The 24716-nt window shown below is 43.0% G+C and carries 38 protein-coding genes and 1 rRNA gene; all 39 read right to left on the bottom strand.

Annotation, left to right across the window (positions count from 1 at the left end; genetic code table 11):
* Positions 1 to 123: 123 nt before the first annotated feature.
* Positions 124 to 1674 (bottom strand): 16S ribosomal RNA (locus BCM40_RS00940).
* A gap of 440 nt (positions 1675 to 2114) precedes the next feature.
* Entirely contained in the window at positions 2115 to 2783 is a 669-nt protein-coding gene (locus BCM40_RS00935; protein ID WP_065527555.1) for a KinB-signaling pathway activation protein, read from the bottom strand.
* Between the two features lie 194 nt (positions 2784 to 2977).
* Complete coding sequence (locus tag BCM40_RS00930; RefSeq protein ID WP_065527556.1) at positions 2978 to 4042, bottom strand: Mrp/NBP35 family ATP-binding protein; 1065 nt, start codon at positions 4040 to 4042, stop codon at positions 2978 to 2980.
* A 199-nt stretch (positions 4043 to 4241) separates the two neighbouring features.
* Complete coding sequence (gene rpsI / locus BCM40_RS00925) at positions 4242 to 4634, bottom strand: 30S ribosomal protein S9 (RefSeq protein WP_008432543.1); 393 nt, start codon at positions 4632 to 4634, stop codon at positions 4242 to 4244.
* Between the two features lie 29 nt (positions 4635 to 4663).
* Positions 4664 to 5101 (bottom strand): 50S ribosomal protein L13, encoded by a 438-nt coding sequence (gene rplM / locus BCM40_RS00920; RefSeq protein WP_008432541.1) that lies wholly within the window; start codon positions 5099 to 5101, stop codon positions 4664 to 4666.
* A gap of 194 nt (positions 5102 to 5295) precedes the next feature.
* Positions 5296 to 6039: a tRNA pseudouridine(38-40) synthase TruA gene (gene truA / locus BCM40_RS00915; RefSeq protein ID WP_065527557.1), complete on the bottom strand. Its 744-nt coding sequence runs from the start codon at positions 6037 to 6039 to the stop codon at positions 5296 to 5298.
* Between the two features lie 11 nt (positions 6040 to 6050).
* Positions 6051 to 6848, bottom strand: a complete 798-nt coding sequence (locus BCM40_RS00910) for an energy-coupling factor transporter transmembrane component T family protein (protein WP_065527558.1) — start codon at positions 6846 to 6848, stop codon at positions 6051 to 6053.
* On the bottom strand, positions 6845 to 7717 hold the full coding sequence (locus tag BCM40_RS00905) for an energy-coupling factor ABC transporter ATP-binding protein (protein WP_065527559.1): 873 nt from the start codon (positions 7715 to 7717) through the stop codon (positions 6845 to 6847). The genes BCM40_RS00910 and BCM40_RS00905 overlap by 4 nt, the downstream gene beginning before the upstream one ends.
* Positions 7693 to 8541, bottom strand: coding sequence for an energy-coupling factor ABC transporter ATP-binding protein (locus tag BCM40_RS00900; RefSeq protein ID WP_065527560.1), 849 nt, complete (start codon positions 8539 to 8541; stop codon positions 7693 to 7695). The genes BCM40_RS00905 and BCM40_RS00900 overlap by 25 nt, the downstream gene beginning before the upstream one ends.
* 288 nt (positions 8542 to 8829) lie before the next feature.
* Positions 8830 to 9204, bottom strand: coding sequence for a 50S ribosomal protein L17 (gene rplQ / locus BCM40_RS00895; RefSeq protein WP_008432531.1), 375 nt, complete (start codon positions 9202 to 9204; stop codon positions 8830 to 8832).
* Positions 9205 to 9250: 46 nt separating this feature from the next.
* Positions 9251 to 10195, bottom strand: a complete 945-nt coding sequence (locus BCM40_RS00890; RefSeq protein WP_008432529.1) for a DNA-directed RNA polymerase subunit alpha — start codon at positions 10193 to 10195, stop codon at positions 9251 to 9253.
* A 130-nt stretch (positions 10196 to 10325) separates the two neighbouring features.
* Entirely contained in the window at positions 10326 to 10715 is a 390-nt protein-coding gene (gene rpsK / locus BCM40_RS00885) for a 30S ribosomal protein S11 (RefSeq protein ID WP_006828953.1), read from the bottom strand.
* 25 nt (positions 10716 to 10740) lie between these two features.
* Positions 10741 to 11106: a 30S ribosomal protein S13 gene (gene rpsM / locus BCM40_RS00880; protein WP_065527561.1), complete on the bottom strand. Its 366-nt coding sequence runs from the start codon at positions 11104 to 11106 to the stop codon at positions 10741 to 10743.
* 23 nt (positions 11107 to 11129) lie between these two features.
* Positions 11130 to 11243: a 50S ribosomal protein L36 gene (rpmJ, locus tag BCM40_RS00875; protein WP_006828951.1), complete on the bottom strand. Its 114-nt coding sequence runs from the start codon at positions 11241 to 11243 to the stop codon at positions 11130 to 11132.
* 37 nt (positions 11244 to 11280) lie between these two features.
* On the bottom strand, positions 11281 to 11499 hold the full coding sequence (infA, locus tag BCM40_RS00870; RefSeq protein ID WP_006828950.1) for a translation initiation factor IF-1: 219 nt from the start codon (positions 11497 to 11499) through the stop codon (positions 11281 to 11283).
* Positions 11500 to 11897: 398 nt separating this feature from the next.
* The gene (locus tag BCM40_RS00865; RefSeq protein ID WP_065527562.1) at positions 11898 to 12551 is read right to left on the bottom strand and encodes an adenylate kinase; all 654 of its coding nucleotides are present in this window, start codon (positions 12549 to 12551) and stop codon (positions 11898 to 11900) included.
* Positions 12552 to 12612: 61 nt separating this feature from the next.
* Positions 12613 to 13908: a preprotein translocase subunit SecY gene (gene secY, locus BCM40_RS00860; RefSeq protein WP_065527563.1), complete on the bottom strand. Its 1296-nt coding sequence runs from the start codon at positions 13906 to 13908 to the stop codon at positions 12613 to 12615.
* The gene (gene rplO / locus BCM40_RS00855; protein ID WP_008432523.1) at positions 13908 to 14348 is read right to left on the bottom strand and encodes a 50S ribosomal protein L15; all 441 of its coding nucleotides are present in this window, start codon (positions 14346 to 14348) and stop codon (positions 13908 to 13910) included. The genes secY and rplO overlap by 1 nt, the downstream gene beginning before the upstream one ends.
* 33 nt (positions 14349 to 14381) lie before the next feature.
* Positions 14382 to 14564 (bottom strand): 50S ribosomal protein L30, encoded by a 183-nt coding sequence (gene rpmD / locus BCM40_RS00850; RefSeq protein ID WP_008432521.1) that lies wholly within the window; start codon positions 14562 to 14564, stop codon positions 14382 to 14384.
* Positions 14565 to 14577: 13 nt separating this feature from the next.
* Complete coding sequence (gene rpsE, locus BCM40_RS00845; protein WP_008432520.1) at positions 14578 to 15078, bottom strand: 30S ribosomal protein S5; 501 nt, start codon at positions 15076 to 15078, stop codon at positions 14578 to 14580.
* Positions 15079 to 15098: 20 nt separating this feature from the next.
* Entirely contained in the window at positions 15099 to 15461 is a 363-nt protein-coding gene (rplR, locus tag BCM40_RS00840) for a 50S ribosomal protein L18 (RefSeq protein ID WP_058386719.1), read from the bottom strand.
* A 33-nt stretch (positions 15462 to 15494) separates the two neighbouring features.
* Positions 15495 to 16034, bottom strand: a complete 540-nt coding sequence (gene rplF, locus BCM40_RS00835; RefSeq protein ID WP_065527564.1) for a 50S ribosomal protein L6 — start codon at positions 16032 to 16034, stop codon at positions 15495 to 15497.
* Between the two features lie 30 nt (positions 16035 to 16064).
* The gene (gene rpsH, locus BCM40_RS00830; RefSeq protein WP_006828942.1) at positions 16065 to 16463 is read right to left on the bottom strand and encodes a 30S ribosomal protein S8; all 399 of its coding nucleotides are present in this window, start codon (positions 16461 to 16463) and stop codon (positions 16065 to 16067) included.
* 29 nt (positions 16464 to 16492) lie between these two features.
* A complete protein-coding gene (gene rpsN / locus BCM40_RS00825; protein WP_006828941.1) occupies positions 16493 to 16678 on the bottom strand; it encodes a 30S ribosomal protein S14 in 186 nt (61 codons plus the stop codon).
* Between the two features lie 19 nt (positions 16679 to 16697).
* Positions 16698 to 17237: a 50S ribosomal protein L5 gene (gene rplE, locus BCM40_RS00820; protein WP_008432516.1), complete on the bottom strand. Its 540-nt coding sequence runs from the start codon at positions 17235 to 17237 to the stop codon at positions 16698 to 16700.
* 27 nt (positions 17238 to 17264) lie between these two features.
* Positions 17265 to 17576 carry a 50S ribosomal protein L24 gene (rplX, locus tag BCM40_RS00815; RefSeq protein ID WP_008432514.1) on the bottom strand — a complete coding sequence of 104 codons (312 nt, stop codon included), beginning with the start codon at positions 17574 to 17576 and terminating at the stop codon, positions 17265 to 17267.
* A gap of 35 nt (positions 17577 to 17611) precedes the next feature.
* Positions 17612 to 17980: a 50S ribosomal protein L14 gene (rplN, locus tag BCM40_RS00810; protein WP_006828938.1), complete on the bottom strand. Its 369-nt coding sequence runs from the start codon at positions 17978 to 17980 to the stop codon at positions 17612 to 17614.
* Between the two features lie 47 nt (positions 17981 to 18027).
* Positions 18028 to 18291, bottom strand: a complete 264-nt coding sequence (rpsQ, locus tag BCM40_RS00805; RefSeq protein ID WP_008432511.1) for a 30S ribosomal protein S17 — start codon at positions 18289 to 18291, stop codon at positions 18028 to 18030.
* Between the two features lie 24 nt (positions 18292 to 18315).
* Complete coding sequence (rpmC, locus tag BCM40_RS00800) at positions 18316 to 18516, bottom strand: 50S ribosomal protein L29 (protein WP_006828936.1); 201 nt, start codon at positions 18514 to 18516, stop codon at positions 18316 to 18318.
* Positions 18506 to 18940 carry a 50S ribosomal protein L16 gene (rplP, locus tag BCM40_RS00795; RefSeq protein WP_038701916.1) on the bottom strand — a complete coding sequence of 145 codons (435 nt, stop codon included), beginning with the start codon at positions 18938 to 18940 and terminating at the stop codon, positions 18506 to 18508. The genes rpmC and rplP overlap by 11 nt, the downstream gene beginning before the upstream one ends.
* 1 nt (position 18941) lies before the next feature.
* Entirely contained in the window at positions 18942 to 19598 is a 657-nt protein-coding gene (rpsC, locus tag BCM40_RS00790) for a 30S ribosomal protein S3 (RefSeq protein WP_006828934.1), read from the bottom strand.
* A gap of 3 nt (positions 19599 to 19601) precedes the next feature.
* Positions 19602 to 19943 (bottom strand): 50S ribosomal protein L22, encoded by a 342-nt coding sequence (gene rplV / locus BCM40_RS00785; protein WP_008432509.1) that lies wholly within the window; start codon positions 19941 to 19943, stop codon positions 19602 to 19604.
* 19 nt (positions 19944 to 19962) lie between these two features.
* Positions 19963 to 20241 (bottom strand): 30S ribosomal protein S19, encoded by a 279-nt coding sequence (rpsS, locus tag BCM40_RS00780; RefSeq protein WP_006828932.1) that lies wholly within the window; start codon positions 20239 to 20241, stop codon positions 19963 to 19965.
* Positions 20242 to 20301: 60 nt separating this feature from the next.
* Positions 20302 to 21132, bottom strand: a complete 831-nt coding sequence (gene rplB, locus BCM40_RS00775) for a 50S ribosomal protein L2 (protein ID WP_065527565.1) — start codon at positions 21130 to 21132, stop codon at positions 20302 to 20304.
* A gap of 46 nt (positions 21133 to 21178) precedes the next feature.
* The gene (gene rplW / locus BCM40_RS00770; protein WP_006828930.1) at positions 21179 to 21463 is read right to left on the bottom strand and encodes a 50S ribosomal protein L23; all 285 of its coding nucleotides are present in this window, start codon (positions 21461 to 21463) and stop codon (positions 21179 to 21181) included.
* Positions 21463 to 22086, bottom strand: a complete 624-nt coding sequence (gene rplD, locus BCM40_RS00765) for a 50S ribosomal protein L4 (protein WP_008432506.1) — start codon at positions 22084 to 22086, stop codon at positions 21463 to 21465. The genes rplW and rplD overlap by 1 nt, the downstream gene beginning before the upstream one ends.
* Before the next feature lie 29 nt (positions 22087 to 22115).
* Complete coding sequence (gene rplC, locus BCM40_RS00760; protein WP_008432504.1) at positions 22116 to 22745, bottom strand: 50S ribosomal protein L3; 630 nt, start codon at positions 22743 to 22745, stop codon at positions 22116 to 22118.
* A gap of 48 nt (positions 22746 to 22793) precedes the next feature.
* Entirely contained in the window at positions 22794 to 23102 is a 309-nt protein-coding gene (gene rpsJ / locus BCM40_RS00755; protein ID WP_006828927.1) for a 30S ribosomal protein S10, read from the bottom strand.
* A 255-nt stretch (positions 23103 to 23357) separates the two neighbouring features.
* Positions 23358 to 24683 (bottom strand): Na+/H+ antiporter family protein, encoded by a 1326-nt coding sequence (locus tag BCM40_RS00750; RefSeq protein ID WP_065527566.1) that lies wholly within the window; start codon positions 24681 to 24683, stop codon positions 23358 to 23360.
* Between the last annotated feature and the right edge of the window lie 33 nt (positions 24684 to 24716).

Below are 24716 nucleotides of genomic sequence, written 5' to 3'. Positions count from 1 at the left end.
TTCAAAGAACAAGTTGTTGAAAGTCACAAAAAAAGGCGTTGCCGCCTGAAGGTGAACCTTCAAAACTGAACGCAAAACGTCAACCCCGGAGCGCTAGGCGCCCGGTTCCGAATTTATCCTTAGAAAGGAGGTGATCCAGCCGCACCTTCCGATACGGCTACCTTGTTACGACTTCACCCCAATCATCTGTCCCACCTTCGGCGGCTGGCTCCACAAGGGTTACCTCACCGACTTCGGGTGTTACAAACTCTCGTGGTGTGACGGGCGGTGTGTACAAGGCCCGGGAACGTATTCACCGTGGCATGCTGATCCACGATTACTAGCGATTCCGGCTTCATGCAGGCGAGTTGCAGCCTACAATCCGAACTGAGAACGGTTTTATGGGATTGGCTCCCCCTCGCGGGTTGGCAACCCTTTGTACCGTCCATTGTAGCACGTGTGTAGCCCAGGTCATAAGGGGCATGATGATTTGACGTCATCCCCACCTTCCTCCGGTTTGTCACCGGCAGTCACCTTAGAGTGCCCAACTAAATGCTGGCAACTAAGATCAAGGGTTGCGCTCGTTGCGGGACTTAACCCAACATCTCACGACACGAGCTGACGACAACCATGCACCACCTGTCACCACTGTCCCCGAAGGGAAAAGCGTATCTCTACACCGGGCAGTGGGATGTCAAGACCTGGTAAGGTTCTTCGCGTTGCTTCGAATTAAACCACATGCTCCACCGCTTGTGCGGGCCCCCGTCAATTCCTTTGAGTTTCAGCCTTGCGGCCGTACTCCCCAGGCGGAGTGCTTAATGCGTTAGCTGCAGCACTAAGGGGCGGAAACCCCCTAACACTTAGCACTCATCGTTTACGGCGTGGACTACCAGGGTATCTAATCCTGTTTGCTCCCCACGCTTTCGCGCCTCAGCGTCAGTTACAGACCAGAAAGTCGCCTTCGCCACTGGTGTTCCTCCACATCTCTACGCATTTCACCGCTACACATGGAATTCCACTTTCCTCTTCTGCACTCAAGTCCTCCAGTTTCCAATGACCCTCCACGGTTGAGCCGTGGGCTTTCACATCAGACTTAAAGGACCGCCTGCGCGCGCTTTACGCCCAATAATTCCGGACAACGCTTGCCACCTACGTATTACCGCGGCTGCTGGCACGTAGTTAGCCGTGGCTTTCTGGTGAGGTACCGTCAAGGTACCAGTAGTTAGTTGGTACTTGTTCTTCCCTCACAACAGAGTTTTACGATCCGAAAACCTTCGTCACTCACGCGGCGTTGCTCCGTCAGACTTTCGTCCATTGCGGAAGATTCCCTACTGCTGCCTCCCGTAGGAGTCTGGGCCGTGTCTCAGTCCCAGTGTGGCCGATCACCCTCTCAGGTCGGCTACGCATCGTCGCCTTGGTAGGCCATTACCCCACCAACTAGCTAATGCGCCGCGGGCCCATCCTGCAGTGACAGCCGAAACCGTCTTTCCGTGCAGCCTCAGGAGAGGCCGCAAACTATTCGGTATTAGCACCGGTTTCCCGGAGTTATCCCGATCTGCAGGGCAGGTTGCCCACGTGTTACTCACCCGTCCGCCGCTAAACCAGAAGGAGCAAGCTCCTCTGGTTCCGCTCGACTTGCATGTATTAGGCACGCCGCCAGCGTTCGTCCTGAGCCAGGATCAAACTCTCCATTATAGAGTAGTGTTGATTGCTCAATACTGCTGGCGTATCGCCGTCCGAAGACGCACGATTCGCTTTGATCTGCATAATGCTGATCAGTAAGTTTTGCGCGGGCCGTTTTGCGCGGCCGTTGCTGTTTGTTGACGTTTTGCTGTTCAGTTTTCAAGGTTCAATTTGTTAATATTGTGTGCCGCCTTTTTGTTTATGTTGTTCGTTGTTGCTTGGCGACTTTTATTATATTAAAGCATGTTTAGATTCCTGTCAACACTTTCGCGAAAGTTTTTCTTGAAAACCTATTTCCCCTTCTGTATTCCGATTTTTCCAGTTCTCTCAAAAACTCTCCACTCTTACAGCCACCTGCATTTTCACTGAAACAAGTTACCTATAAAGAAAATAAAAAATCATTTGTTCACTTCGCTAAAACGAGTGAACAAATGATTTTTTCTAAAAAAATTTTACTCTACTTTTGCTTTTCTTGCAGCACGTCGCTCTTCTAATTTTTGACGATCCACATCGGACTGTGCGTTGTATTTCGGTAATACTAAAAGCTGATACGCATTTACCACTAAGAATGGAAATAGCAATAACGTAACCCAACTATCAATATTCCCTGCTTCTACCATCAACGCAGGAAGCCATTCTACTGTCGTAATCACAATCATGAAAAACAATGCAGAAATAAATGTCTCTTTGTTTGTCCACTTCGCTTTAATGTAAGCTGTCACAACTCCTGTAACAATTAAAATGGTTAATAACGTTCCATATAACCATACTTGCTCTGTCGTTTGCGCATTAGGCGCAAAACGGAATAAAATCAAATCCGCAATAACCACTACAATAATTAAAAGTTGTACCCAGTTCCACAAACGCAACGTGCGGAAAATGTTCATCCCAATTTGGTGCACCGTTAAGTAAGCAAAGAAACACAATTGGCTAATGATGCTCATCGTTAAGCCGATAATGATTAGCCAAACAAATCCCGCTAAAAATTCTCCCCATTGGCCGTTACGGAAAGGCTCTGCAAATATATCTTCCCAGCGGACAAATAATCCAAGTACGCCTGTTACAATTCCACCTATTAAAAGAGCTTTAAAGAAAAACTTAACCCAGTTTCGTATTGTCAATTGAATGCCTCCGTTATTTAAAGTTCTTTTAAGATTGTACCAACCGGCTATTGAAAAATCCATTCGCTGTAACCAATAGATTGTGAACAAACCTCGAATATCGAAGCTTTGTTACCGAATCGCCACATCCTGTTTCAAACCCTTGGAAAATAAAAGCCCGGAAACCAATAGAGGCTTCCGAGCTTTTCATGCTTTTATTTTTTATCGGCAAATTGTTTAATGACTTGATTTGCGATGTCTTCGTAAATTTTTCCTGTCGGATGATCTTCTAGGTAAACTGATGGAGCAAAGTCTTCTTCGTTCCAGTCAGGCTGCCCCATTGGAATCTGTCCAAGTAATGGCGTATGCAACTCTTCTGCAAGTTTTGGTCCGCCTCCTTGCCCGAAGAGGTATTCTCTTTTGCCTGTCTCTGCGCTTTCGAACCATGACATGTTTTCGATAACACCCAATACTTCATGGTCGGTTTGAATTGCCATCGCCCCCGCACGCGCTGCGACGAATGCTGCAGTCGGGTGCGGTGTTGTGATAACGATTTCTTTAGAAGCCGGAAGCATTTGGTGAATGTCGAGTGCAACATCTCCTGTGCCTGGTGGTAAGTCCAATAGAAGGTAATCCAAATCGCCCCACTCTACATCGCGGAAGAATTGATCAAGCACTTTCCCAAGCATTGGTCCACGCCATACAACTGGCATGTTGTCTTCAACGAAAAAGCCCATGGAAATAACCTTTACGCCGAATCGTTCAACCGGAATAATCGTTTGGCCGCGAACAACTGGAGATTTATCGATCCCCATCATATCCGGCACACTAAAGCCGTAGATGTCTGCATCGATCAATCCGACTTTTTTACCAAGACGCGCTAATGCAATCGCCAAGTTAACAGAGACAGTTGATTTACCAACGCCGCCTTTACCACTAGCGATCGAAATAAATTCCACTTTGTTTAACGGAGACAATAAATCTTGTGCTTCTGATTCACTCGCCGTTCCACGGAACTTCGCTAACGCTTCAGGAGGAAGCTCTTCAAAACGGATACCAACAGATCCAGCTCCCGCTCCTTTTAATACGTCCACAACTTTCATCTGCAATTGCATTTGTTCTGGCGTATTTGTTTTCGCAATTGCCAACTTCACGCTGACGTGCTTTTTCTCTTCTTTGATCGTTACAGACGTAATGCCATCTGTTTCCGTTAACGATCTATGTAAAAACGGATCTTCTAATGTTCCGAGTAATTCGCGTACTTGTACTTCAGTTAACATATCGATACACTCCCTATCAATTTTGCTCACCATAAAGTATAGCACAGCAAATCCTATTTTTAATGTATTCAGCCTTATAAGAATAGAGCATTTATTGTTCTCTAATTTGAAGATCTTATTTTCATTTCCTCATATAAAGAAATAAAAAAAAGCACTTTCCGGATTTCTTCGGAAAGTGCTTTGTAAACGAAAATCGAAATTAACGTTTTGAGAACTGAGGTGCACGACGTGCTGATTTAAGACCTGGTTTTTTACGTTCTTTCATACGTGGGTCACGTGTTAATAACCCAGCAGATTTCAACGCAGGACGGAATGCAGGGTCTACAGTTAGTAGAGCGCGTGCGATACCGTGACGGATTGCTCCGGCTTGGCCTGTGAATCCACCGCCGTTTACGTTTACTAGGATGTTGTAGCTTCCTAGAGTTTCCGTAGCAACTAGTGGCTGTTTGATAATTTGTTGTAATGTTTCGTAAGGAACGTAGTCTGCTACGTCACGGTTGTTAATTGTAATTGTGCCGTCACCCGGTACTAAACGTACGCGAGCTGTTGAGTTTTTACGACGACCTGTGCCAATATATTGAACTTGTGCCAAAGGTGTATCCTCCTCTTATTTACTAATTATTACCCGCGAAGCTGGTAAGTTTCCGGTTGTTGTGCTTGGTGGTTATGTTCTGGGCCAGCATAGACATGCAGCTTTTTGAACGTTTGACGACCTAAAGAGTTTTTAGGAAGCATCCCTTTAATAGCCAATTCAAGCATTTTTGTTGGATATTTTGTGCGCATTTCAAGTGCAGTACGTTGTTTCAATCCACCCGTGTATTGTGTGTGACGGTAGTAGATTTTGTCTGCAAGTTTGTTACCTGTAAGGTGAATCTTTTCAGCGTTGATGATGATTACGTGATCACCAGTGTCAACGTTTGGTGTGAATGTTGGTTTGTATTTTCCACGTAAGATTGAAGCGACTTCAGAAGCTAAACGTCCAAGAGTTTGCCCTTCTGCATCGACAACCAACCATTTACGCTCTACTTCGTGACCTTTAGCCATGAATGTTGTACGCATGTATATTGTCCTCCTAATAAATCGTCTCTTTTTAATATCATTTACAGTGTTCCGCTGTTCCGTTTTTTCGTTATCCCTATACACAAATAACCTTCCGGGGCATATCGTGGGGGTAATGAAAATACCATACATCATGTTATAACGAAAACCAACAAAAGTCAAGGGTTTTTCTAAAAACACCAGGAAAAGTTGTTTCAGCTCTTGTACATCACGTTTTCCAAGTAAAGACCATGAGCTGGAGCTGTAATTCCAGCAGCATCTCTGTCGGCTGCAGCTACAATTTTCTTGAGCTCTTCAGCTTTTCTTCTACCCATGCCAACTTCCGCTAATGTTCCCGCAATAATCCGAACCATGTTGTATAAAAAGCCAGTTCCTTCTATAACCATGTGCAATTCATTGCCGTGTTCTTCAAAATCCAATCTCCTTACGGTTCGGATTTTATCAACTACCGCTGTATTAGCTGCACAAAAACTAGAAAAGTCATGCGTACCGATAATGGCTTGCGACGCTTTTTTCATAGCTTCTACATCCAATGGTTGTTTTATATGAACCATTAAACTACGCGTGAATGGACTAATGATTTGACTGCGATCCCATTTGTAACGATAGGTTTTGCCCGTTGTATGGTAGCGCGCATGAAAAGATGTGTCTACTTCTTCTATCGAATGGACTCGAACATCTTCCGGCAACAACACATTAAGCGCTTTTAGCCAACCACTTATTGGAATTGATAATTCAGTATCAAAATGAATCACTTGACCTGTTGCATGAACTTTAGCATCTGTTCGGCCACTTGCTACCACTTGAACCACTTTTCCTTTATGAATGGTTTCGAGCACCTTCATTAATTCAAGTTGAACCGTACGGGAATCGGGCTGCACTTGATATCCCGCAAAACCCGAACCATCGTATGCGATTGTCGCTTTTAATCGTTTCATAATTACTCTCCTTATACACGGAAATAAACAAGTATTCCCGCAAGCCCTACCAGTACTACTAAACTCAAACTATCGATTAAACGCCAATTTAACTGGCGATAACGTGTTCTGCCTTCGCCTCCGCGATAGCCGCGCACTTCCATTGCCGTGGCAAGGTCTTCTGCACGCTTAAAGGCACTAACAAACAACGGGATCAGTAATGGCACAACCGCTTTAATTCGCTCTTTTACTGGACCTGAGCCGATGTCAGATCCTCTAGCCATTTGTGCTTTCAAGATCTTTCCGGTTTCGTCCATTAATGTTGGAATAAATCGCAGCGAAATAGACATCATTAACGCTAGTTCGTGCACAGGTAATTTTACTCGTTTAAATGGACCCAGTAACACTTCAATACCATCTGTGATCGAGATCGGTGAAGTCGTTAATGTTAAAATGCTAGTGATAAACACCAATACTAAAAAGCGAATCGAGATAAATATCCCTTGCCGCAATCCTTCTTCATAAATTTTAATAAACCCGATATCTACTAACAAATCACCTTCACGCGTAAAAAATATATGAAGAAGAAACGTAAAAATCAGTAAAATAAAGACCGGTTTTAAACCATTTATTAAGAAATACAAGCGGATTTTAGATAAGAATACGACCAATAAAGTAAACCCTAAAAGAATACCGTATGTTATTGCGCTATTTGCGATAAAGACAATTGCGATAAAGACAAAAACAAATGAAATCTTTGCTCGTGGATCCATCTGATGAATTAAAGAATTTCCTGGAATAAAGCGACCAAAAATCATTTTCTCCATCATTCGGAATCACGTCCTTCCGATAAAGCAAGCGCAATATTTTTAGCCAATGCTTCTTCCGTCAAGGAAATTGAATCGAGCTTAATGCCCATTTTATCTTCAAGTTTTTGTTGAAGACGAATGGTCCGCGGCGGTTCTAGTCGGTAATCTCGTAACTGCTCTTCATTCGAAAAGATTTCTACAGGTTCGCCTGTGACGACACAACGGCCGTTGTGCATAATCGCCACGTTATCGGCATAACGCGCCGCATCTTCCATACTATGAGTCACTAACACCGTGGTTAGTCCTTTTTCAATGTGAAGCCGGTGGAACAAGTCCATAATTTCACGACGTCCACGTGGATCTAGTCCCGCTGTTGGTTCATCAAGCACTAACACATCCGGCTCCATTGCCAAAACACCCGCAATTGCTACACGGCGCATTTGCCCACCCGACAAATCAAAAGGAGATTTCGTTAATACTTCGGGTGGTAACCCAAGCTGTTCCACTAATTCATGCGCCCGACGACTCGCCTCTTCTTCAGGCACACCATAATTTAACGGACCGAACATAATATCTTTTAAAACAGTTTCATCAAACAATTGTTGTTCAGGAAATTGAAAAACTATCCCGACCTGTCGACGTACATCGCGTAAGTTTTTCGCTTTCACTTCCGCTTCGATTTTACGCTCACCAATCATGACCGATCCTTCTGTTGGCTTTAACAGTGCATTTAAATGCTGAAGAACTGTCGACTTGCCTGAACCAGTATGGCCAATAATTGCTGTATAGGACCCAGAAGGGATATGCAGCGAAACATCCGTTAATGCTCGTTTTTCAAACGGCGTATCTTTTGCGTAACTATATCCTACTTCCTGGAGTAAAATGTCCATAGTTCATCCACCAATTCATCTTCTGTCATATGTTCTCCTTGCAGCTCAATACCAACTTCACGCAGTAAATGGGTCATGCGCATCGAAAAAGGCAAGTCTAATCCTAAGTTTGTTAGTTCGTTTCCTGAACGAAATACAACATCCGGCTTACCCTCTAATTGTTTCTCGCCTGCATTCATTACCAAAATACGATCAGCGAGCGCAGCTTCTTCTAAATCATGCGTAATTGAGATGACCGTCAATCCCGTTGCTTCCTTAAGTTCACGAATCGTTTCGATTACTTCCATACGGCCTTGCGGGTCGAGCATAGACGTTGCTTCATCTAATATCAACAATCGCGGTCGTAGGGCAAGTGCACCCGCAATGGCCACACGTTGTTTTTGACCGCCTGATAAATGATGAGGTTCGTGATCGAGGTAGTCAGCCATTTTTACTTGCTGCAGCGCTTCTTTTACGCGGACAACCATTTCTTCATGCGGCACACCATTATTTTCTAACGCAAAAGCCACGTCATCTTGAACCGTCGCTCCTACAAATTGATTGTCTGGATTTTGAAAGACCATGCCCATCTGGGAACGGATATCCCACAAACTTTGCTCTGTCATTAATTTACTCATCGCTTCCACTTTTCCAGCTTGCGGAAACAATAAGCCATTCATCAATTTAGCGATAGTCGATTTCCCTGAGCCATTATGGCCCACTAAGGCAATCCACTCTCCATCCTCAATGGAAAATGACAGATCCTTTACAGCCGGTTTTACCGACTCATCTTCTTGCATATATGTAAATGTCACATTTTCGAATGACAAAATAATCGAATTCATCTAAGCTAACCTCCTCAAACACTTGCTTGGCTCTTCTCTTCTCTACTCTACTGGTTTTTATGCGCGTTTGTAAAACTTAAAATAAATAAAAAAAGCGCGCACCTCATTCAGAGAAATGCGCTTTTCTGTCTCTATGGCTTCCCCGGTTGCTTAAGCCAGGGTTGAATGAGGTGCGTAGAGCTAGACGAGACGCCGCCTTTCGGCTCGCTCATCATAACACTCAGCTTTTCATATTGTCGTATAAATCATAATGCTAAAAGAAGAGGGCTATTAACCCCCTTCGATTGATTAAACCAATTCGATAATAACGATAGGTGCGCCATCTCCGCGACGAGGCCCCATTTTCATAATACGAGTGTAACCGCCTTGACGGTCAGCGTAACGTGGTGCAACATCATCAAACAATTTTTGCAATGCATAAGTTGTTGTTTCGTTGCCTTCAGCGTCTGCAGTTGTTACCAACTCACGGCGCATCCATGCTGCTGCTTTACGGCGAGCGTGAAGATCTCCACGTTTACCAAGTGTAATCATTTTTTCTACAGTCGAACGCACTTCTTTCGCACGAGCTTCAGTCGTTTGAATGCGTTCATGTACGATTAAGTCTGTTGTAAGGTCACGTAATAGTGCTTTACGTTGAGAACTTGTACGTTGAAGCTTTCTCATTGAAGTTTCCCTCCTTTGTTCAATAGTTCGGATCCGATCTTAACTCTCAGTCTTCTTTACGAAGGCCAAGGCCTAAATCTTCCAACTTCACTTTAACTTCTTCAAGTGATTTGCGTCCGAGGTTGCGTACTTTCATCATGTCGTCTTCTGACTTGCTTGCCAGTTCGTGTACCGTGTTGATACCCGCACGTTTTAAGCAGTTGTAAGATCGAACCGAAAGATCAAGTTCTTCGATAGTCATCTCTAATACTTTTTCTTTTTGGTCTTCTTCTTTTTCAACCATGATTTCAGCCGTTTGTGCCTCGTCAGTCAATCCTACGAAGATATTTAAATGCTCAGTAAAAATCTTTGCTCCTAGTGCAATCGCCTCTTTCGGACCAATGCTTCCATCTGTCCAAACATCAAGAGATAATTTGTCAAAATGAGCTAGTTGACCCACACGAGTGTTTTCCACTTGGAAATTAACGCGTGAAACTGGAGTGTAAATAGAGTCAATCGGGATAACGCCAATTGGAAGATCTTCACGTTTGTTCTGATCTGCACGAGCATACCCACGGCCTCTGTTTGCATACATACGCATACGTAGGTGACCATTTTTAGCGATTGTTGCAATATATAGATCCGGATTCAGAATTTCCACGTCACTGTCGTGCGTGATATCTGCAGCCGTAACCGTTCCATCACCTTTTACATCAATTTCAATGACTTTTTCTTCGTCAGAGTAAATTTTCAAAGCAAGCTTCTTGATATTCAAAATAATAGTTGCTACATCTTCTTCTACACCTTCAACAGTGGAGAATTCGTGTAGTACGCCATCAATTTGAATAGAAGTAACAGCTGCGCCAGGTAAAGATGAAAGTAAGATTCGACGTAAGGAGTTTCCTAAAGTGGTTCCATATCCACGCTCAAGAGGTTCAATAACAAATTTACCAAACTTGGCATTATTATCGATCTCAACCGTTTCAATCTTTGGTTTTTCTATTTCAAGCATTCATTTTACCCTCCTTCAAAACGTCGGTTTTTTTTCGTTTCATCAAGAATTCGATAGTCACAGACTTTCGCTACGATTCAGAACCCATCCAGTAAGTCGTGATGTTCAAAAATCCTATTCAGATTAACGATTATACGCGACGGCGTTTTGGCGGACGGCAACCGTTATGAGGTACTGGCGTTACATCTTTAATAGCTGTAACTTCTAATCCAGCAGCTTGAAGTGCACGGATAGCAGCTTCACGACCTGAACCAGGACCTTTAACTGTAACTTCTAGAGTTTTAAGACCGTGTTCAATTGATGTTTTAGCAGCAGTTTCAGCAGCCATTTGCGCAGCGAAAGGAGTAGATTTACGTGAACCTCTAAATCCTAATGCACCTGCACTTGACCATGAAACAGCGTTACCTTGCATATCAGTGATAGTAACAATTGTGTTATTGAATGTTGAGCGGATGTGAGCAATACCAGATTCGATATTCTTTTTCACACGACGCTTACGAGTTTGTTGTTTACGTGCCATGTTAAGAAGAAACCTCCTTTACTGATTATTTTTTCTTGTTAGCTACAGTTTTACGAGGACCTTTACGCGTACGCGCATTATTCTTCGTATTTTGACCGCGAACAGGTAGTCCACGACGATGGCGAATTCCTCGGAAGCTAGCAATTTCCATCAAGCGTTTGATGTTCATTGAAACTTCACGGCGAAGGTCACCTTCGATTTTGTATTGATCTAATTGTTCACGGATATTGTTCAACTCATCTTCTGTAAGATCACGAACTCGTGTCTCTTCAGAGATATTAGCAGCAGAAAGAACTTTCTGTGCAGTTGTTTTACCAACACCGAAAATATATGTTAATGAAATAACAACGCGTTTGTCGCGCGGAATGTCAACACCAGCAATACGTGCCATGTGTGCGATGCACCTCCTTCATATTAGCCTTGTCTTTGTTTGTGTTTCGGATTTTCACAGATTACCATTACTTTACCGTTTCTGCGAATAACTTTACATTTTTCACAGATCGGTTTTACAGATGGTCTCACTTTCATCTAACCCAACCTCCTTAGTAGTCCGGAGTGCAAAAGATTATTTAAAACGGTATGTGATACGACCGCGTGTTAAATCGTAAGGAGAAAGTTCCACTGTCACTTTATCTCCTGGCAGAATGCGGATGAAATGCATGCGAATCTTGCCTGATACGTGCGCAAGAATCGTATGACCGTTTTCCAATTCCACTTTAAACATCGCGTTAGGCAAAGTCTCAACGACAGTTCCTTCAATTTCGATTACATCGTCTTTCGCCATCGACCCAGTCTCCCTTCTGTATACAAATCAGGATCTCATCTTCAAACAGTATTTGCTGATTGAATAGTAGTAGTACATTCATTCACGAGAAATGCATGAGTGACATTTGAAAGACATTATCCGAGCTCCGCAGATTAGCGGGCCGGCGTTAATCCAGCAAAGCCAGTCTGTCTCATGTATCCTCGACTGCCCGGACTGCCTTGGATGAGTTCCAAACCCGTTACACAGATGCTTCCACGAAACCCATTATACTAGTTTCGATGCATAATTGCACTAAAGTGCGTTTACATCGACTTTCATATCCTGAGCCTTGTTTGCTTTTGCAGCTCTCGAAAATTCATATCTCCGGTGCTCCTTAAAGCCACATGGAGGCAACTAACTGCGCCCGGCGCCGGGGATTATCCTCGGTCGCCCTTTAGAAGAGCATCAATGTCAGCAAATACTTTTTTGATGTCCTGCTGTCCATCTATATTTTGCAGCACGTTTTTGCTTTCATAGAAATCAAGAAGCGGCTGTGTTTGTTGCATATTTACTTCTAGACGCTTAGTGACGGTTTCAGGCTTATCATCTTCGCGCTGGTAGAGTTCTCCGCCATCTTTGTCGCACACGCCAGCTTTCGCTGGAGGGTTAAACACAGTATGGTAAGCAGTTCCACAAACTTTACAGATCCATCTGCCTGTTAAACGTGCAATCAATTCGTCTTGTTCGACTTGGATATTTACGACATGCTCGATTCGCTTATCAAGATCGGCCAGAAGAGATTCTAACGCTTCAGCTTGAGGGACAGTACGTGGAAAGCCATCCAATAAGAAGCCTTTCTCCGTGTCCTTCTCACTTAGTCGCTCTCGGACAATGCCGATAGTCACTTCATCAGGCACTAATGCACCTTGATCCATGAATGATTTTGCTTTCAAGCCCAGTTCCGTTCCACCTTTTATAGCAGCGCGAAACATGTCACCTGTAGAAATATGAGGGATGTCGTACTTCTTAACAATTTCGTCTGCTTGAGTACCTTTTCCGGCACCTGGTAGACCCATTAATACGATATTCATACGTTTTCCCCCTCAAACAATTGGACAAGAGACGCTCTCACGTCCCTTTATATCCCACTGATTATTTCATAAAGCCTTTGTAATGACGTTTTACAAGTTGTGATTCTAATTGTTTCATCGTCTCTAGTGCTACACCTACAACAATCAAAAGACTTGTACCACCGATTTGCGCCGATTGCGGTAAATTAGCTACGTTAATGAAGAAAATCGGAAGAACAGCAATAACTGCCAGGAAGATAGCGCCAACGAATGTCAATCGATATAACACACTTGTTAAATAATCCTGCGTATTTTTACCCGGACGGATTCCCGGAATATATGCACCTTGCTTTTTCAAGTTATCCGACACGTTTTCAGGGTTAACCTGAATGAAAGCGTAGAAATACGTAAATGCTACGATCAAAGCGACATAAATAATCATGCCGACTGGACGCGTATAATCAAACGTATTCTGAATCGCTTCTGTAAACGCGTTGGCACCAAAGAAAGAAGCAATGGTTTGTGGCGTAATAATAAACGCTACTGCAAAGATTACCGGTATAACTCCGGCCGCGTTCACTTTCAAAGGTAAATGCGTTTGCTGCCCACTCGTTGTCTGACCACGGCCAGCAACTCGTTTTGCATACTGAATTGGTATTTTACGCAACGCTTGTTGAACGTAAATGACCAAAACCGTAATGGCAACAACAGCTAATGCAAGCAATGCCATGATGGCAAGATTGATCGGAAGCTGATCTCCAGCTCCTTGGATCTGCTGTGCATATAATTGGTTAACAGCACCTGGTATTGCAGCGACAATCCCTGCGAAGATGATAATCGAAATACCGTTCCCCACACCTTTTGCCGTAATCTGCTCGCCAAGCCACAGTAGAAACGCTGTACCTCCAGTCAAAACAATAGCGATGACAACGTAAGTTGAAATCGTGTCATTCTGGATTAAAGAACCTCCGTACATTTGGTTAAATCCATAAGACATACCGATTGCTTGAATAAAGGCAAGAACGATTGTGAAGTAGCGAGTGAATTGAGCAAGTTTCCGTCTTCCGACTTCTCCTTGTTTCGCCCACTCTGCAAATTTCGGTACAACATCCATCTGCAATAATTGCACAATGATTGATGCTGTAATGTATGGCATAATTCCCATTGCTAAAATCGAAAAGTTAGCAAGGGCACCTCCACCGAAAGTATTTAAGAATCCAACCAGACCCATCTGGTCAGTAGCTTGCAAAACCGATGCGTCAACATTTGGTACTGGAACAAAAGTTCCAATACGGAAAATGATGAGCATCAATAATGTAAAGAATATTTTATTTCGAATATCAGTCACGCGCATAAAATTAGAGATTGTCTGAAACATTAAACCACCTCGGTTTGTCCGCCGGCAGCTTCGATCGCTTCTTTAGCTGATCCAGAGAATTTGTGAGCTTTTACTGTCAATTTCTTTTCTAAGCTACCGTTGCCCAGAATTTTGATTCCAGAACGTTCGTTGCTCACAACACCTGTTTCAATCAACAATGCAGGTGTTACTTCTGTGCCTTCGTCGAAACGATTTAACACTTCAACATTCACTACTGCATAGTCTTTACGGTTGATGTTGGTAAATCCACGTTTTGGCAAACGACGGAACAATGGGTTTTGACCACCCTCGAATCCAGGACGAACACCGCCGCCTGAACGTGCGTTTTGACCTTTATGACCTTTACCTGCTGTTTTACCAGTACCTGAACCGATACCGCGTCCGATACGCTTTCTCGAGCTGCGTGAACCTTCTGCTGGTTTTAATTCATGAAGTTTCATTTGGTTGGCACCTCCTTCTATAGAAATCCGTAATTAAACTTCTTTAATAGTTACTAAGTGAGCTACTTTATCAAGCATTCCGCGAACGGCTGCATTGTCTTGGTGCTCAACAGTTTGATGCATTTTGCGCAATCCTAATGACTGAACAGTTTTACGTTGTGCCGGTTTAGCGCCGATCACAGATTTTGTGAGGGTAATTTCCAATTTAGTTGCCATGTGATTTTCCCTCCTATCCTAACAGTTCTTCTATTGATTTACCGCGAAGTTTTGCAACTTCATCAGCACTTTTCAATTGAGTTAAACCGTTAATAGTAGCACGTACCATGTTGATTGGTGTGCTTGAACCTAGAGATTTAGATAAAATATCTTGTACTCCAGCTAATTCAAGTACCGCACGAACAGGTCCGCCAGCAATTACACCAGTACCCGGAGAAGCAGGTTTGATAAGAATTTGGCCTGCACCAAAACGACCGATAACTAAGTGTGGAGTAGTACCCTTAACCATAGGTACTTCAATTAGGTTTTTCTTCGCATCTTCAATAGCTTTGCGGATAGCATCTGGAACTTCTTGAGCTTTACCAGTACCAAAACCAACATTACCATTTTTGTCGCCTACAACAACTAATGCGGAGAAACGGAAACGACGTCCACCTTTTACAACTTTCGCTACGCGGTTAATCGTAACTACGCGTTCTTCAAGTTCAAGTTTGTTTGGATCAATACGACGCATGAAATGTGTCCCTCCTTCTTTTAAAATTGTAAACCATTTTCACGTGCAGCTTCTGCTAATGCTTTTACACGTCCATGATATAAATAACCACCGCGGTCGAAAACAACCGATTTCAAGCCATTTTCAGTAGCGCGTTTTGCGATTGTTTCGCCGACTTTAGTTGCTGCTTCCACGTTGCCAGTAGATTCTACAGAAAAATCTTTCTCCATAGATGATGCACTTGCAAGTGTAACGCCATTCATATCGTCGATCAATTGAGCGTAAATGTATTTATTTGAACGGAATACGTTTAAACGTGGGCGTTGTGCTGTACCCGTAATTTTAGAACGTACGCGTGCATGACGTTTTTTACGAGATGCGTTTTTATCGAGTTTCGTAATCACTGAGGTCACTCCTTTCAGCCTGCCTAAGCAGCATTATTTACCTGTTTTACCTTCTTTACGACGAACTGCTTCTCCTTCGTAACGGATCCCTTTGCCTTTATATGGCTCTGGTGGACGTACTTGGCGAATGTTCGAAGCAAGAGCTCCAACACGTTCTTTATCGATACCTTTAACAATAACTTTAGTGTTAGCTGGAACTTCAACTGTAACTCCGTTTTCCGGTGTGAATTCAACCGGGTGAGAGTAGCCTACGTTAAGAACCAATTTTTCACCTTGCAATTGAGCACGGTAACCTACACCCACTAATTCAAGTGTGCGTGAGAATCCTTCTGAAACTCCAGTAACCATGTTTGCAAGCAAAGCACGAGTTGTACCGTGGTTTGTGCGGTGGTCTTTAGAATCTGAAGGACGTGTCAATGTTAGCACGTTATCTTCTAGAGCGATTGTAATATCTTTATGGAATTCGCGAGTTAACTCGCCTTTAGGTCCTTTAACAGTTACAGAGTTCTTGTCTCCAAGAGTAATTGTAACGCCTGCAGGAACCTCAATTGGTTTTTTACCTACACGTGACATTCTTTTGCACCTCCATTCGTTTGTTGCTTATTACCAAACGTATGCTATGATTTCTCCGCCGATTTGTTTCGCGCGGGCTTCTTTATCAGTTACTAAACCTTGTGATGTTGAGACTAAAGCGATTCCAAGACCGTTTAGTACACGTGGCACCTCGTTAGTTTTAGCGTATACACGTAATCCTGGTTTTGAAATGCGTTTCAATCCAGTAATAACGCGTTCGTTGTTAGCTCCGTATTTAAGGAAAATGCGGATCATGCCTTGTTTATCATCTTCAACGTATTCTACGTCACGAACGAAACCTTCACGCTTAAGGATTTCAGCGATGTCTTTTTTCACATTAGAAGCCGGAAGCTCTAATTTTTCGTGACGAACCATGTTTGCATTACGAATGCGTGTCAGCATATCTGCAATCGGATCTGTCATTGTCATTACTTTTACCTCCTTCCCAAATTAGGGGATTACCAGCTGGCTTTTTTGACGCCAGGAATTTGTCCCACATATGCAAGTTCACGGAAACAAATACGGCAAAGTTTAAATTTGCGTAATACTGAATGCGGACGTCCGCATCGTTCACAGCGTGTGTACTCTTGTACTTTAAACTTTGGCGTGCGTTTTTGTTTTGCGATCATAGATTTTTTAGCCACGTTTACGCCTCCCTCACGTTTACTTTTGGAACGGCATTCCGAATTGTGTTAATAACTCACGAGCTTCTTCATCAGAGTTCGCAGTTGTTACAATCACGATGTCCATACCGCGTACTTTTGTAACTTTATCATAATCGATTTCAGGGAAGATCAATTGTTCTTTCACGCCAAGTGTGTAGTTACCGCGTCCGTCGAACGATTTGTTCGATACGCCACGGAAGTCACGTACACGTGGAAGTGAGATAGCAATCAATTTATCCAGGAAGTCGTACATACGCTCTCCGCGTAGTGTAACTTTACATCCGATTGGCATACCTTCACGAAGACGGAAGCCAGCGATAGATTTCTTAGCTTTAGTAATAACTGGTTTTTGACCAGTGATAGTTTGTAATTCTTCAACAGCTGAGTCAAGTGACTTAGTGTTTTGAACAGCTTCGCCTACACCCATGTTGATGACGATTTTGTTTACTGCAGGTGCCTGCATTACCGATTTATATTCAAACTTGCTCACTAGAGCAGGAGTGATTTCATTGACATATTTTTCTTTTAGGCGGTTCATGTGTGTACCTCCCTTCATTCAGGAATTTTATTTATCTAATTTTTCGCCGGATTTTTTTGCAACACGAACTTTTTTACCATCTTCAACCTTATAACCTACACGAGTCGGCTCGCCTGATTTAGGGTCAAGTAACATTACGTTAGAAACGTGAATTGCTGCTTCTTGGCTGACAATTCCACCTTGTGGATTTGCCTGGTTCGGTTTTGTATGCTTTTTCACGATGTTTACACCTTCAACAAGCACACGGTCTTTCTTAGGTAAAGCTGTCAAAACAACACCTGTTTTGCCTTTATCTTTACCTGAGATTACCTTAACTGTATCGCCTTTTTTAACATGCATTCTGTCGCACCTCCTTGGTATGGCACATTGATTTATTAAAGAACTTCAGGAGCAAGTGATACGATTTTCATGAAGCTGTTATCGCGAAGTTCGCGCGCAACAGGTCCGAAAATACGAGTTCCGCGTGGACCTTTGTCGTCACGGATAATGACACATGCATTTTCATCAAATTTGATATAAGTACCGTCTTTACGGCGAGCTCCGCTTTTCGTGCGAACGATGACAGCCTTAACGACTTCACCTTTCTTAACAACGCCACCTGGTGTTGCTTTTTTCACGGTACAAACGATTACGTCACCGATGTTTGCAGTCTTGCGACCAGAACCACCAAGCACTTTAATCGTTAGTACTTCACGAGCACCCGAGTTGTCTGCAACTTTTAAACGACTTTCCTGTTGGATCACTTAGGTAACCTCCCTTCGGAATTTCTTAGGTTCCGAAATTATTTAAATTAAATGATAACCGCTTTTTCTACAATTTCCAATACGCGGAAACGTTTAGTAGCTGATAGCGGACGAGTTTCCATGATGCGAACTACGTCGCCCATTTTCGCTTCGTTTAGCTCATCATGAGCTTTATATTTCTTAGAGTATTTTACACGTTTGCCATAGAATGCGTGCTTCTTTTGAGTTTCAACCATTACTGTAACGGTTTTGTCCATTTTGTCAGACACAACACGGCCTGTGTATACTTTGCGTTGGTTACGCTCAGTCATACTTGCAAACCTCCTCTCGATTTATCAGTTATTGCCACTGAGTACTCTTTCGTGAATCACAGTTTTCATACGGGCAATCGCTTTACGTACTTCGCGGATGCGAGCAGTATTTTCTAATTGACCAGTAGCCAATTGGAAGCGAAGGTTGAAAAGCTCTTCTTTCAGTGATTTCACTTTTTGTTCTATCTCAGCAGTGGTTAAGTCACGGATTTCATTAGCTTTCATTCGATTCACCACCAATTTCTTCTCGTTTTACGAACTTCGTTTTAATCGGAAGTTTGTGAGATGCAAGGCGTAATGCTTCGCGTGCCACTTCTTCAGATACTCCACCAAGTTCAAACATGATTTTACCAGTTTTGACAACGGCTACCCAGCCTTCAGGTGAACCTTTACCAGATCCCATACGAACCTCTAGAGGCTTTTTCGTATATGGTTTATGCGGGAAAATTTTAATCCAGACTTTACCGCCACGTTTCATGTAACGAGTCATGGAAATACGTGCTGCTTCGATTTGACGGTTAGTGATCCAAGATGATTCTAACGCTTGGAGACCAAATTCGCCGAATGCGATTTCTTTACCGCCTTTAGCTTCTCCGCGCATCTTGCCACGGTGCTCTCTACGATATTTAACGCGTTTAGGCATTAACATATTATTTGCCTCCTTCCTCAGATTTCTTCTTAGTTGGAAGGACTTCACCGCGGTAGATCCATACTTTTACGCCAAGCTTACCATAAGTTGTGTCTGCTTCAGCATGCGCATAATCGATATCAGCGCGGAGCGTATGGAGCGGAACAGTACCTTCACTGTAGTGTTCAGCACGCGCAATGTCAGCGCCGCCTAGACGTCCAGATACTTGAGTTTTGATTCCTTTAGCGCCAGAACGCATAGTGCGTTGGATCGCTTGTTTTTGTGCACGACGGAAAGACACTCGGTTTTCCAATTGACGTGCAACACTTTCAGCTACTAATCTTGCATCAAGATCAGCTCTTTTAATTTCAATAATGTTGATGTGTACACGCTTGCCAGTCATAGAGTTAAGTTGTTTGCGAAGTACTTCTACTTCAGATCCACCTTTACCAATTACCATACCTGGTTTCGCAGTATGAATAGTTACGTTAACACGGTTTGCGGCGCGCTCAATTTCAATTTTAGAAACTGATGCTTCTTTCAAACGTGCTTCAACATATTCACGGATTTTAATATCTTCGTGAAGAAGCGTAGCATAATCTTTCTCAGCGTACCATTTAGATTCCCAATCACGAATGATTCCGATACGCATCCCAATTGGATGTATTTTTTGTCCCACGAATTATCCCTCCTTCTGGTCAGATACCACTAGTGTTATGTGGCTTGTGCGTTTATTAATTGCGCTTGCGCGTCCCATTGCACGTGGACGGAAACGTTTAAGTGTTGGTCCTTCGTCAACGAATACTTCGCTGATGACTAAGTCATTCAGGTCCATTTCGTAGTTGTGTTCAGCGTTAGCAGCTGCAGATTTCAATAACTTCTCAACAACAACAGATGCTGCTTTTGGAGTATGGTTCAAAATCGCAACAGCTTCGCCAATTTGCTTGCCTCGGATTAAATCTACTACTAAACGGACTTTACGAGGAGCAATACGTACTGTTCTAGCGACAGCTTTTGCTTGCATAGGGAAATCCTCCTCTCAATTAACGTCTTGTTTTCTTATCGTCTGCACCATGACTAGCGTATTTACGCGTTGGAGCGAATTCGCCTAGTTTATGGCCCACCATGTCTTCAGTCACGTATACAGGAATGTGCTTGCGACCATCATATACTGCGATTGTTTGTCCGATGAATGTCGGGAAAATTGTAGAACGGCGAGACCAAGTTTTGATCACTTGTTTTTTCTCAGAGTCCTTTTGTGCTTCAACTTTTTTCATAAGATGATCATCAACAAAAGGTCCTTTTTTCAAGCTGCGGCCCATGTGGGATCCTCCCTTCGTGATTGCACCACGGTTCTTTTGGCGAACCGTAGCGGAATCAAATTATTTTTTACGACGACGCACGATAAATTTATCGGATTTATTCGTTTTCTTACGTGTCTTGTATCCAAGAGTTGGTTTGCCCCATGGAGACATTGGTGATTTACGTCCGATTGGCGAACGTCCTTCACCACCACCGTGTGGGTGATCGTTAGGGTTCATTACAGATCCACGTACAGTTGGGCGATTGCCCTTCCAACGGTTACGACCTGCTTTACCAATGTTGATTAATTCGTGTTGCTCATTTCCTACTGCGCCGATAGTTGCGCGACAAGTAGCAAGGATCATGCGAACTTCGCCTGATTGCAAACGAACTGTTACGTATTTACCTTCTTTACCCAATACTTGAGCTGAAGTTCCTGCAGAACGAACTAGTTGTCCGCCGCCGCCTGGCTTCAATTCAATGTTGTGGATTGTAGAACCCATTGGGATATTTGATAACGGCAATGCGTTACCTGCTTTGATGTCTGCTTCAATACCTGACATGATTTGAGTTCCAACTTCTACTCCTTTAGGAGCTAAGATGTAACGTTTTTCACCATCAGCATAATGAATCAATGCGATGTTTGCAGAACGGTTAGGATCGTACTCGATTGTAGCAACGCGTCCTGGAATGCCATCTTTGTTACGTTTGAAATCGATCACGCGGTATTGACGTTTATGTCCACCACCGTGATGGCGTACAGTAATTTTACCTTGGTTATTACGGCCGCCTTTGCGCTTTACAGGTTGTAGAAGCGATTTTTCAGGCTTGTTCGTAGTGATTTCAGCGAAATCTGAACTCGTCATGTTACGACGACCGTTAGTGGTAGGTTTGTATTTTCTGATCCCCACGTTAGTTCCCTCCTTCTTTAATAGTCCTATAAGAACTTATAGAAAATTAAATTTCGAATAACTCGATGTCTTTAGATTCAGCAGTCAATTTCACAATCGCTTTACGGCGTTTGTTTGTGTATCCTGCGTGTTTGCCCATACGTTTGAATTTGCCTTTGTAGTTCATGATGTTGACTTTCTCAACCTTCACGCCAAAGATTTCTTGTACGGCTTGTTTTACTTGTGTTTTATTTGCGCGAGTGTCCACTTCAAAAGTGTACTTTTTCTCCGCCATTACTTCAGACGATTGCTCAGTAATGACCGGACGTTTAATTACATCACGTGCTTCCATTAACTAAGCACCTCCTCAATTTTCTCGACAGCTGCTTTAGTCATAACAATTTTGTCATGTCCAAGCAAGTCTAATACGTTAATTCCATCTGCTGCTACAACTGTCATTCCTTTAAGGTTACGTGCAGATTTTGCAACGTTCTCATCAAGGTCAGCAGTTACGAACAAAGCTTTTTTGCCAATTGAAAGGTCAGCGATCAACTGGTTGAAAGATTTTGTTTTTGGTGCATCAAATGTTAATCCTTCAAGTACCATCAAGTTTTCTCCAACTACTGCAGATGAAAGTGCAGAACGTAGAGCTAAACGACGTACTTTCTTAGGAAGTTTGTAGCTGTAGCTACGTGGAGTTGGTCCGAATACGATACCGCCTCCGCGCCATTGTGGTGAACGGATCGACCCTTGACGAGCACGTCCAGTTCCTTTTTGACGCCATGGCTTTTTACCACCACCAGCAACTTCAGAACGATTTTTTACTTTATGGTTACCTTGACGAAGTGAAGCGCGTTGAGACACTACTGCGTCGAATAACACTGATTCGTTTGGTTGGATACCGAATACATGATCGTTCAATTCGATTTCGCCAACTTGTGAACCTGTTTGATTTAATAAAGCTACTTTAGTCATTCTTGTTTCCTCCTTTCTCAAAAAATATATTATTTCGCTTTAGTTGCCGATTTAACACGGATCAACGCTTTGCGAGAACCAGGAACATTACCTTTAACAAGTAGCAAGTTACGCTCAAGATCCACTTTCACGATTGAAAGGTTTTGAATCGTAATTGTTGTTCCACCCATTTGACCAGGTAATTTCTTCTGTTTGAATACGCGGTTAGGAGCAACCGGACCCATTGAACCAGGACGACGGTGGTAACGTGAACCGTGTGTCATTGGTCCGCGAGATTGTCCGTGGCGTTTAATAACACCTTGGAAACCTTTACCTTTTGTTGTTCCTGTGACATCTACTACATCGCCTTCTGCGAATACATCTACTTTGACTTCTTGACCAATCTCGTAATCAGCTAAGTTTACATTGCGAAGTTCGCGAATGAAGCGCTTAGGAGCAGTGTTAGCTTTTGCTACGTGTCCTTTAGAAGGTTTGTTAGAAAGCTTATCGCGCTTGTCTTCAAAACCTAATTGGATAGCTTCGTAGCCGTCAACCTCAACTGTTTTCTTTTGAAGAACTACGTTTGGAGAAGCTTCAATAACAGTTACAGGGATTAAATCACCGTTCTCAGCAAAAACTTGCGTCATACCGATTTTTCTACCTAAGATTCCTTTGGTCATGTTGTCACACCTCCTGTGGTTATTTGTGTTTTTCTATTTCGTTGCCGATTAAAGTTTAATTTCAATGTCAACGCCTGACGGTAAATCAAGTTTCATTAACGCATCAACAGTTTGTGGTGTTGGGTTAACGATATCGATTAGACGTTTGTGTGTGCGCATTTCAAATTGCTCACGAGCATCTTTGTATTTATGAACAGCACGCAAGATTGTGTAAACCGATCTTTCAGTTGGTAACGGTATCGGACCCGATACGCTTGCACCTGAACGTTTAGCAGTTTCAACAATTTTCTCAGCAGACTGATCAAGAATTCTATGATCATATGCTTTTAAACGGATACGAATTTTTTGTTTTGCCATTATTTTCCCTCCTTTTCGCCTATTTTTGATAGACATTCTCCACGAAAATTTTCCAATCACTCGCCATGGCAAAGCGGCCGGGTGTATCGGTAACCTCTCGCTTCATCGCAGTCAAAAGACCAACATTAGATATTATACACAATAAAAAAGAATTCCGCAAGTGGTTTCACGAAATTCTTTTTAATTCGCTTTTATTAGTATAACAGGATATTTTAGAACTTCAAGCCAGATGATAATAGTCGGAACACTTTACGTTTATCCTAAGAACATAACAGCAACCCAACCGAAAATCACCAACGGAATATTGTAGTGAAGGAAGGTCGGAACACATGTATCCCAGATGTGATTGTGTTGTCCATCTACGTTCAGCCCAGCTGTTGGTCCGAGTGTTGAATCAGAAGCTGGTGAACCAGCATCACCTAACGCACCCGCAGTTCCGATCAAAGCAATGATGGCCATCGTTGAGAAGCCGAACTCAAGACTTAATGGAACAAAGATCGCAGCAATGATCGGAATCGTTGCAAATGATGAACCAATGCCCATCGTTACAAACAAACCGACAATTAACATTGCTAGTGCAGCAATACCTTTATTGCCAGCAAACAAATCCGATACGCTGTCGACTAATGGTGCGATCGCTCCTGTCGTTTGTATAACCGAAGCAAAACCGTTCGCCGTGATCATGACAAAGCCGATGAACGCCATCATACGCATTCCTTCTGTTAGGACCTCGTCAGCTTCACGCCATTTCATTGCACCAAAGATATACAGCACCAAGATACCAGCAAGTGCACCGATGATCATTGAATCTGTTTGTACTTGAGCAAACAGCGCCGCAACTAACGCAGCAATCGTCACGAGTACGTCTTTCGCGGAAGCTGTCTTTTTCAACGTTCCTTCTATAGAAGAAGAATGAATTGTTTTGTAGTCTCTTGGCTTACGGTAAGAAAAGAATACCGCAATGATTAGGCCCACTAATAAGCCCAATACTGGAATCGCCATTGCTTTTGGAATATCCGCCATGTCAATCGTCAATCCCGCTAGTTCCATTTGTGTAAAAACAATTTCATGGAAAATCAATCCAAAGCCATATGGTAACAAAATATATGGCGCTGTCAAACCAAACGTTAAGACAGCAGCGATCAAACGACGATCGATTCTTAGTTCATTTAGAATATGCAAAATCGGTGGGACCAATAACGGAATAAAAGCAATGTGAATCGGAATTAAGTTTTGCGAGAAGATAGCCATCGCTAACAAAGCTAAAACAATCAGAGCCTTCGCTAAATTTTGTCGCGTTGCTTTGCCATCTTTATTTACTAACTTCAGTACACCTGAGACAAGTAGCTCAGGAATTCCTGTACGTGATATGGCTACGGCAAATCCACCTAGCATGGCATAACTCAATGCGATGGTCGCCCCTGCTCCTAAACCATCTGTAAATGATGTAATAGTATCTGTAAACGATAACCCACCACTTAGTCCACCTGCCAGCGCGCCAATCAATAAAGCAAAGACGACGTTCACACGCAACAAGCTCAATACGAGCATGACTAAGACAGCAATAATAACTGCATTCATAAATAAACTCTCCTTTAGTTTGCTAAAGCGTTA

It is taken from the genome of Planococcus donghaensis, from assembly GCF_001687665.2.
Lineage (GTDB): Bacteria > Bacillota > Bacilli > Bacillales_A > Planococcaceae > Planococcus > Planococcus donghaensis.
Note: the sequence above shows the minus strand (reverse complement) of the source record. Positions and strands in the feature narration are given on the sequence as shown.

Excerpts from the sequence above, each read along its gene's own strand:
- BCM40_RS00930 (WP_065527556.1), bottom strand. The coding sequence starts at position 4,042 with ATGTTAACTGAAGTACAAGTACGCGAATTACTCGGAACATTAGAAGAT.
- rplM (WP_008432541.1), bottom strand. The coding sequence starts at position 5,101 with ATGCGTACAACATTCATGGCTAAAGGTCACGAAGTAGAGCGTAAATGG.
- truA (WP_065527557.1), bottom strand. The coding sequence starts at position 6,039 with ATGAAACGATTAAAAGCGACAATCGCATACGATGGTTCGGGTTTTGCG.
- BCM40_RS00910 (WP_065527558.1), bottom strand. The coding sequence starts at position 6,848 with ATGATGGAGAAAATGATTTTTGGTCGCTTTATTCCAGGAAATTCTTTA.
- BCM40_RS00905 (WP_065527559.1), bottom strand. The coding sequence starts at position 7,717 with ATGGACATTTTACTCCAGGAAGTAGGATATAGTTACGCAAAAGATACG.
- BCM40_RS00900 (WP_065527560.1), bottom strand. The coding sequence starts at position 8,541 with ATGAATTCGATTATTTTGTCATTCGAAAATGTGACATTTACATATATG.
- rplQ (WP_008432531.1), bottom strand. The coding sequence starts at position 9,204 with ATGAGAAAGCTTCAACGTACAAGTTCTCAACGTAAAGCACTATTACGT.
- BCM40_RS00890 (WP_008432529.1), bottom strand. The coding sequence starts at position 10,195 with ATGCTTGAAATAGAAAAACCAAAGATTGAAACGGTTGAGATCGATAAT.
- rpsK (WP_006828953.1), bottom strand. The coding sequence starts at position 10,715 with ATGGCACGTAAACAACAAACTCGTAAGCGTCGTGTGAAAAAGAATATC.
- rpsM (WP_065527561.1), bottom strand. The coding sequence starts at position 11,106 with ATGGCACGTATTGCTGGTGTTGACATTCCGCGCGACAAACGCGTTGTT.
- rpmJ (WP_006828951.1), bottom strand. The coding sequence starts at position 11,243 with ATGAAAGTGAGACCATCTGTAAAACCGATCTGTGAAAAATGTAAAGTT.
- infA (WP_006828950.1), bottom strand. The coding sequence starts at position 11,499 with ATGGCGAAAGACGATGTAATCGAAATTGAAGGAACTGTCGTTGAGACT.
- BCM40_RS00865 (WP_065527562.1), bottom strand. The coding sequence starts at position 12,551 with ATGAATATCGTATTAATGGGTCTACCAGGTGCCGGAAAAGGTACTCAA.
- secY (WP_065527563.1), bottom strand. The coding sequence starts at position 13,908 with ATGTTTCAGACAATCTCTAATTTTATGCGCGTGACTGATATTCGAAAT.
- rplO (WP_008432523.1), bottom strand. The coding sequence starts at position 14,348 with ATGAAACTTCATGAATTAAAACCAGCAGAAGGTTCACGCAGCTCGAGA.
- rpmD (WP_008432521.1), bottom strand. The coding sequence starts at position 14,564 with ATGGCAACTAAATTGGAAATTACCCTCACAAAATCTGTGATCGGCGCT.
- rpsE (WP_008432520.1), bottom strand. The coding sequence starts at position 15,078 with ATGCGTCGTATTGATCCAAACAAACTTGAACTTGAAGAACGCGTAGTT.
- rplF (WP_065527564.1), bottom strand. The coding sequence starts at position 16,034 with ATGTCACGTGTAGGTAAAAAACCAATTGAGGTTCCTGCAGGCGTTACA.
- rpsH (WP_006828942.1), bottom strand. The coding sequence starts at position 16,463 with ATGACAATGACAGATCCGATTGCAGATATGCTGACACGCATTCGTAAT.
- rplE (WP_008432516.1), bottom strand. The coding sequence starts at position 17,237 with ATGAACCGCCTAAAAGAAAAATATGTCAATGAAATCACTCCTGCTCTA.
- rplX (WP_008432514.1), bottom strand. The coding sequence starts at position 17,576 with ATGCATGTTAAAAAAGGCGATACAGTTAAGGTAATCTCAGGTAAAGAT.
- rpsQ (WP_008432511.1), bottom strand. The coding sequence starts at position 18,291 with ATGACTGAGCGTAACCAACGCAAAGTATACACAGGCCGTGTTGTGTCT.
- rpmC (WP_006828936.1), bottom strand. The coding sequence starts at position 18,516 with ATGAAAGCTAATGAAATCCGTGACTTAACCACTGCTGAGATAGAACAA.
- rplP (WP_038701916.1), bottom strand. The coding sequence starts at position 18,940 with ATGTTAATGCCTAAACGCGTTAAATATCGTAGAGAGCACCGTGGCAAG.
- rplV (WP_008432509.1), bottom strand. The coding sequence starts at position 19,943 with ATGCAAGCAAAAGCTGTCGCTAGAACAGTACGTATTGCTCCTCGTAAA.
- rpsS (WP_006828932.1), bottom strand. The coding sequence starts at position 20,241 with ATGGGCCGCAGCTTGAAAAAAGGACCTTTTGTTGATGATCATCTTATG.
- rplW (WP_006828930.1), bottom strand. The coding sequence starts at position 21,463 with ATGGAAGCACGTGATGTAATTAAACGTCCGGTCATTACTGAGCAATCG.
- rplD (WP_008432506.1), bottom strand. The coding sequence starts at position 22,086 with ATGACTAAAGTAGCTTTATTAAATCAAACAGGTTCACAAGTTGGCGAA.
- rplC (WP_008432504.1), bottom strand. The coding sequence starts at position 22,745 with ATGACCAAAGGAATCTTAGGTAGAAAAATCGGTATGACGCAAGTTTTT.
- rpsJ (WP_006828927.1), bottom strand. The coding sequence starts at position 23,102 with ATGGCAAAACAAAAAATTCGTATCCGTTTAAAAGCATATGATCATAGA.
- BCM40_RS00750 (WP_065527566.1), bottom strand. The coding sequence starts at position 24,683 with ATGAATGCAGTTATTATTGCTGTCTTAGTCATGCTCGTATTGAGCTTG.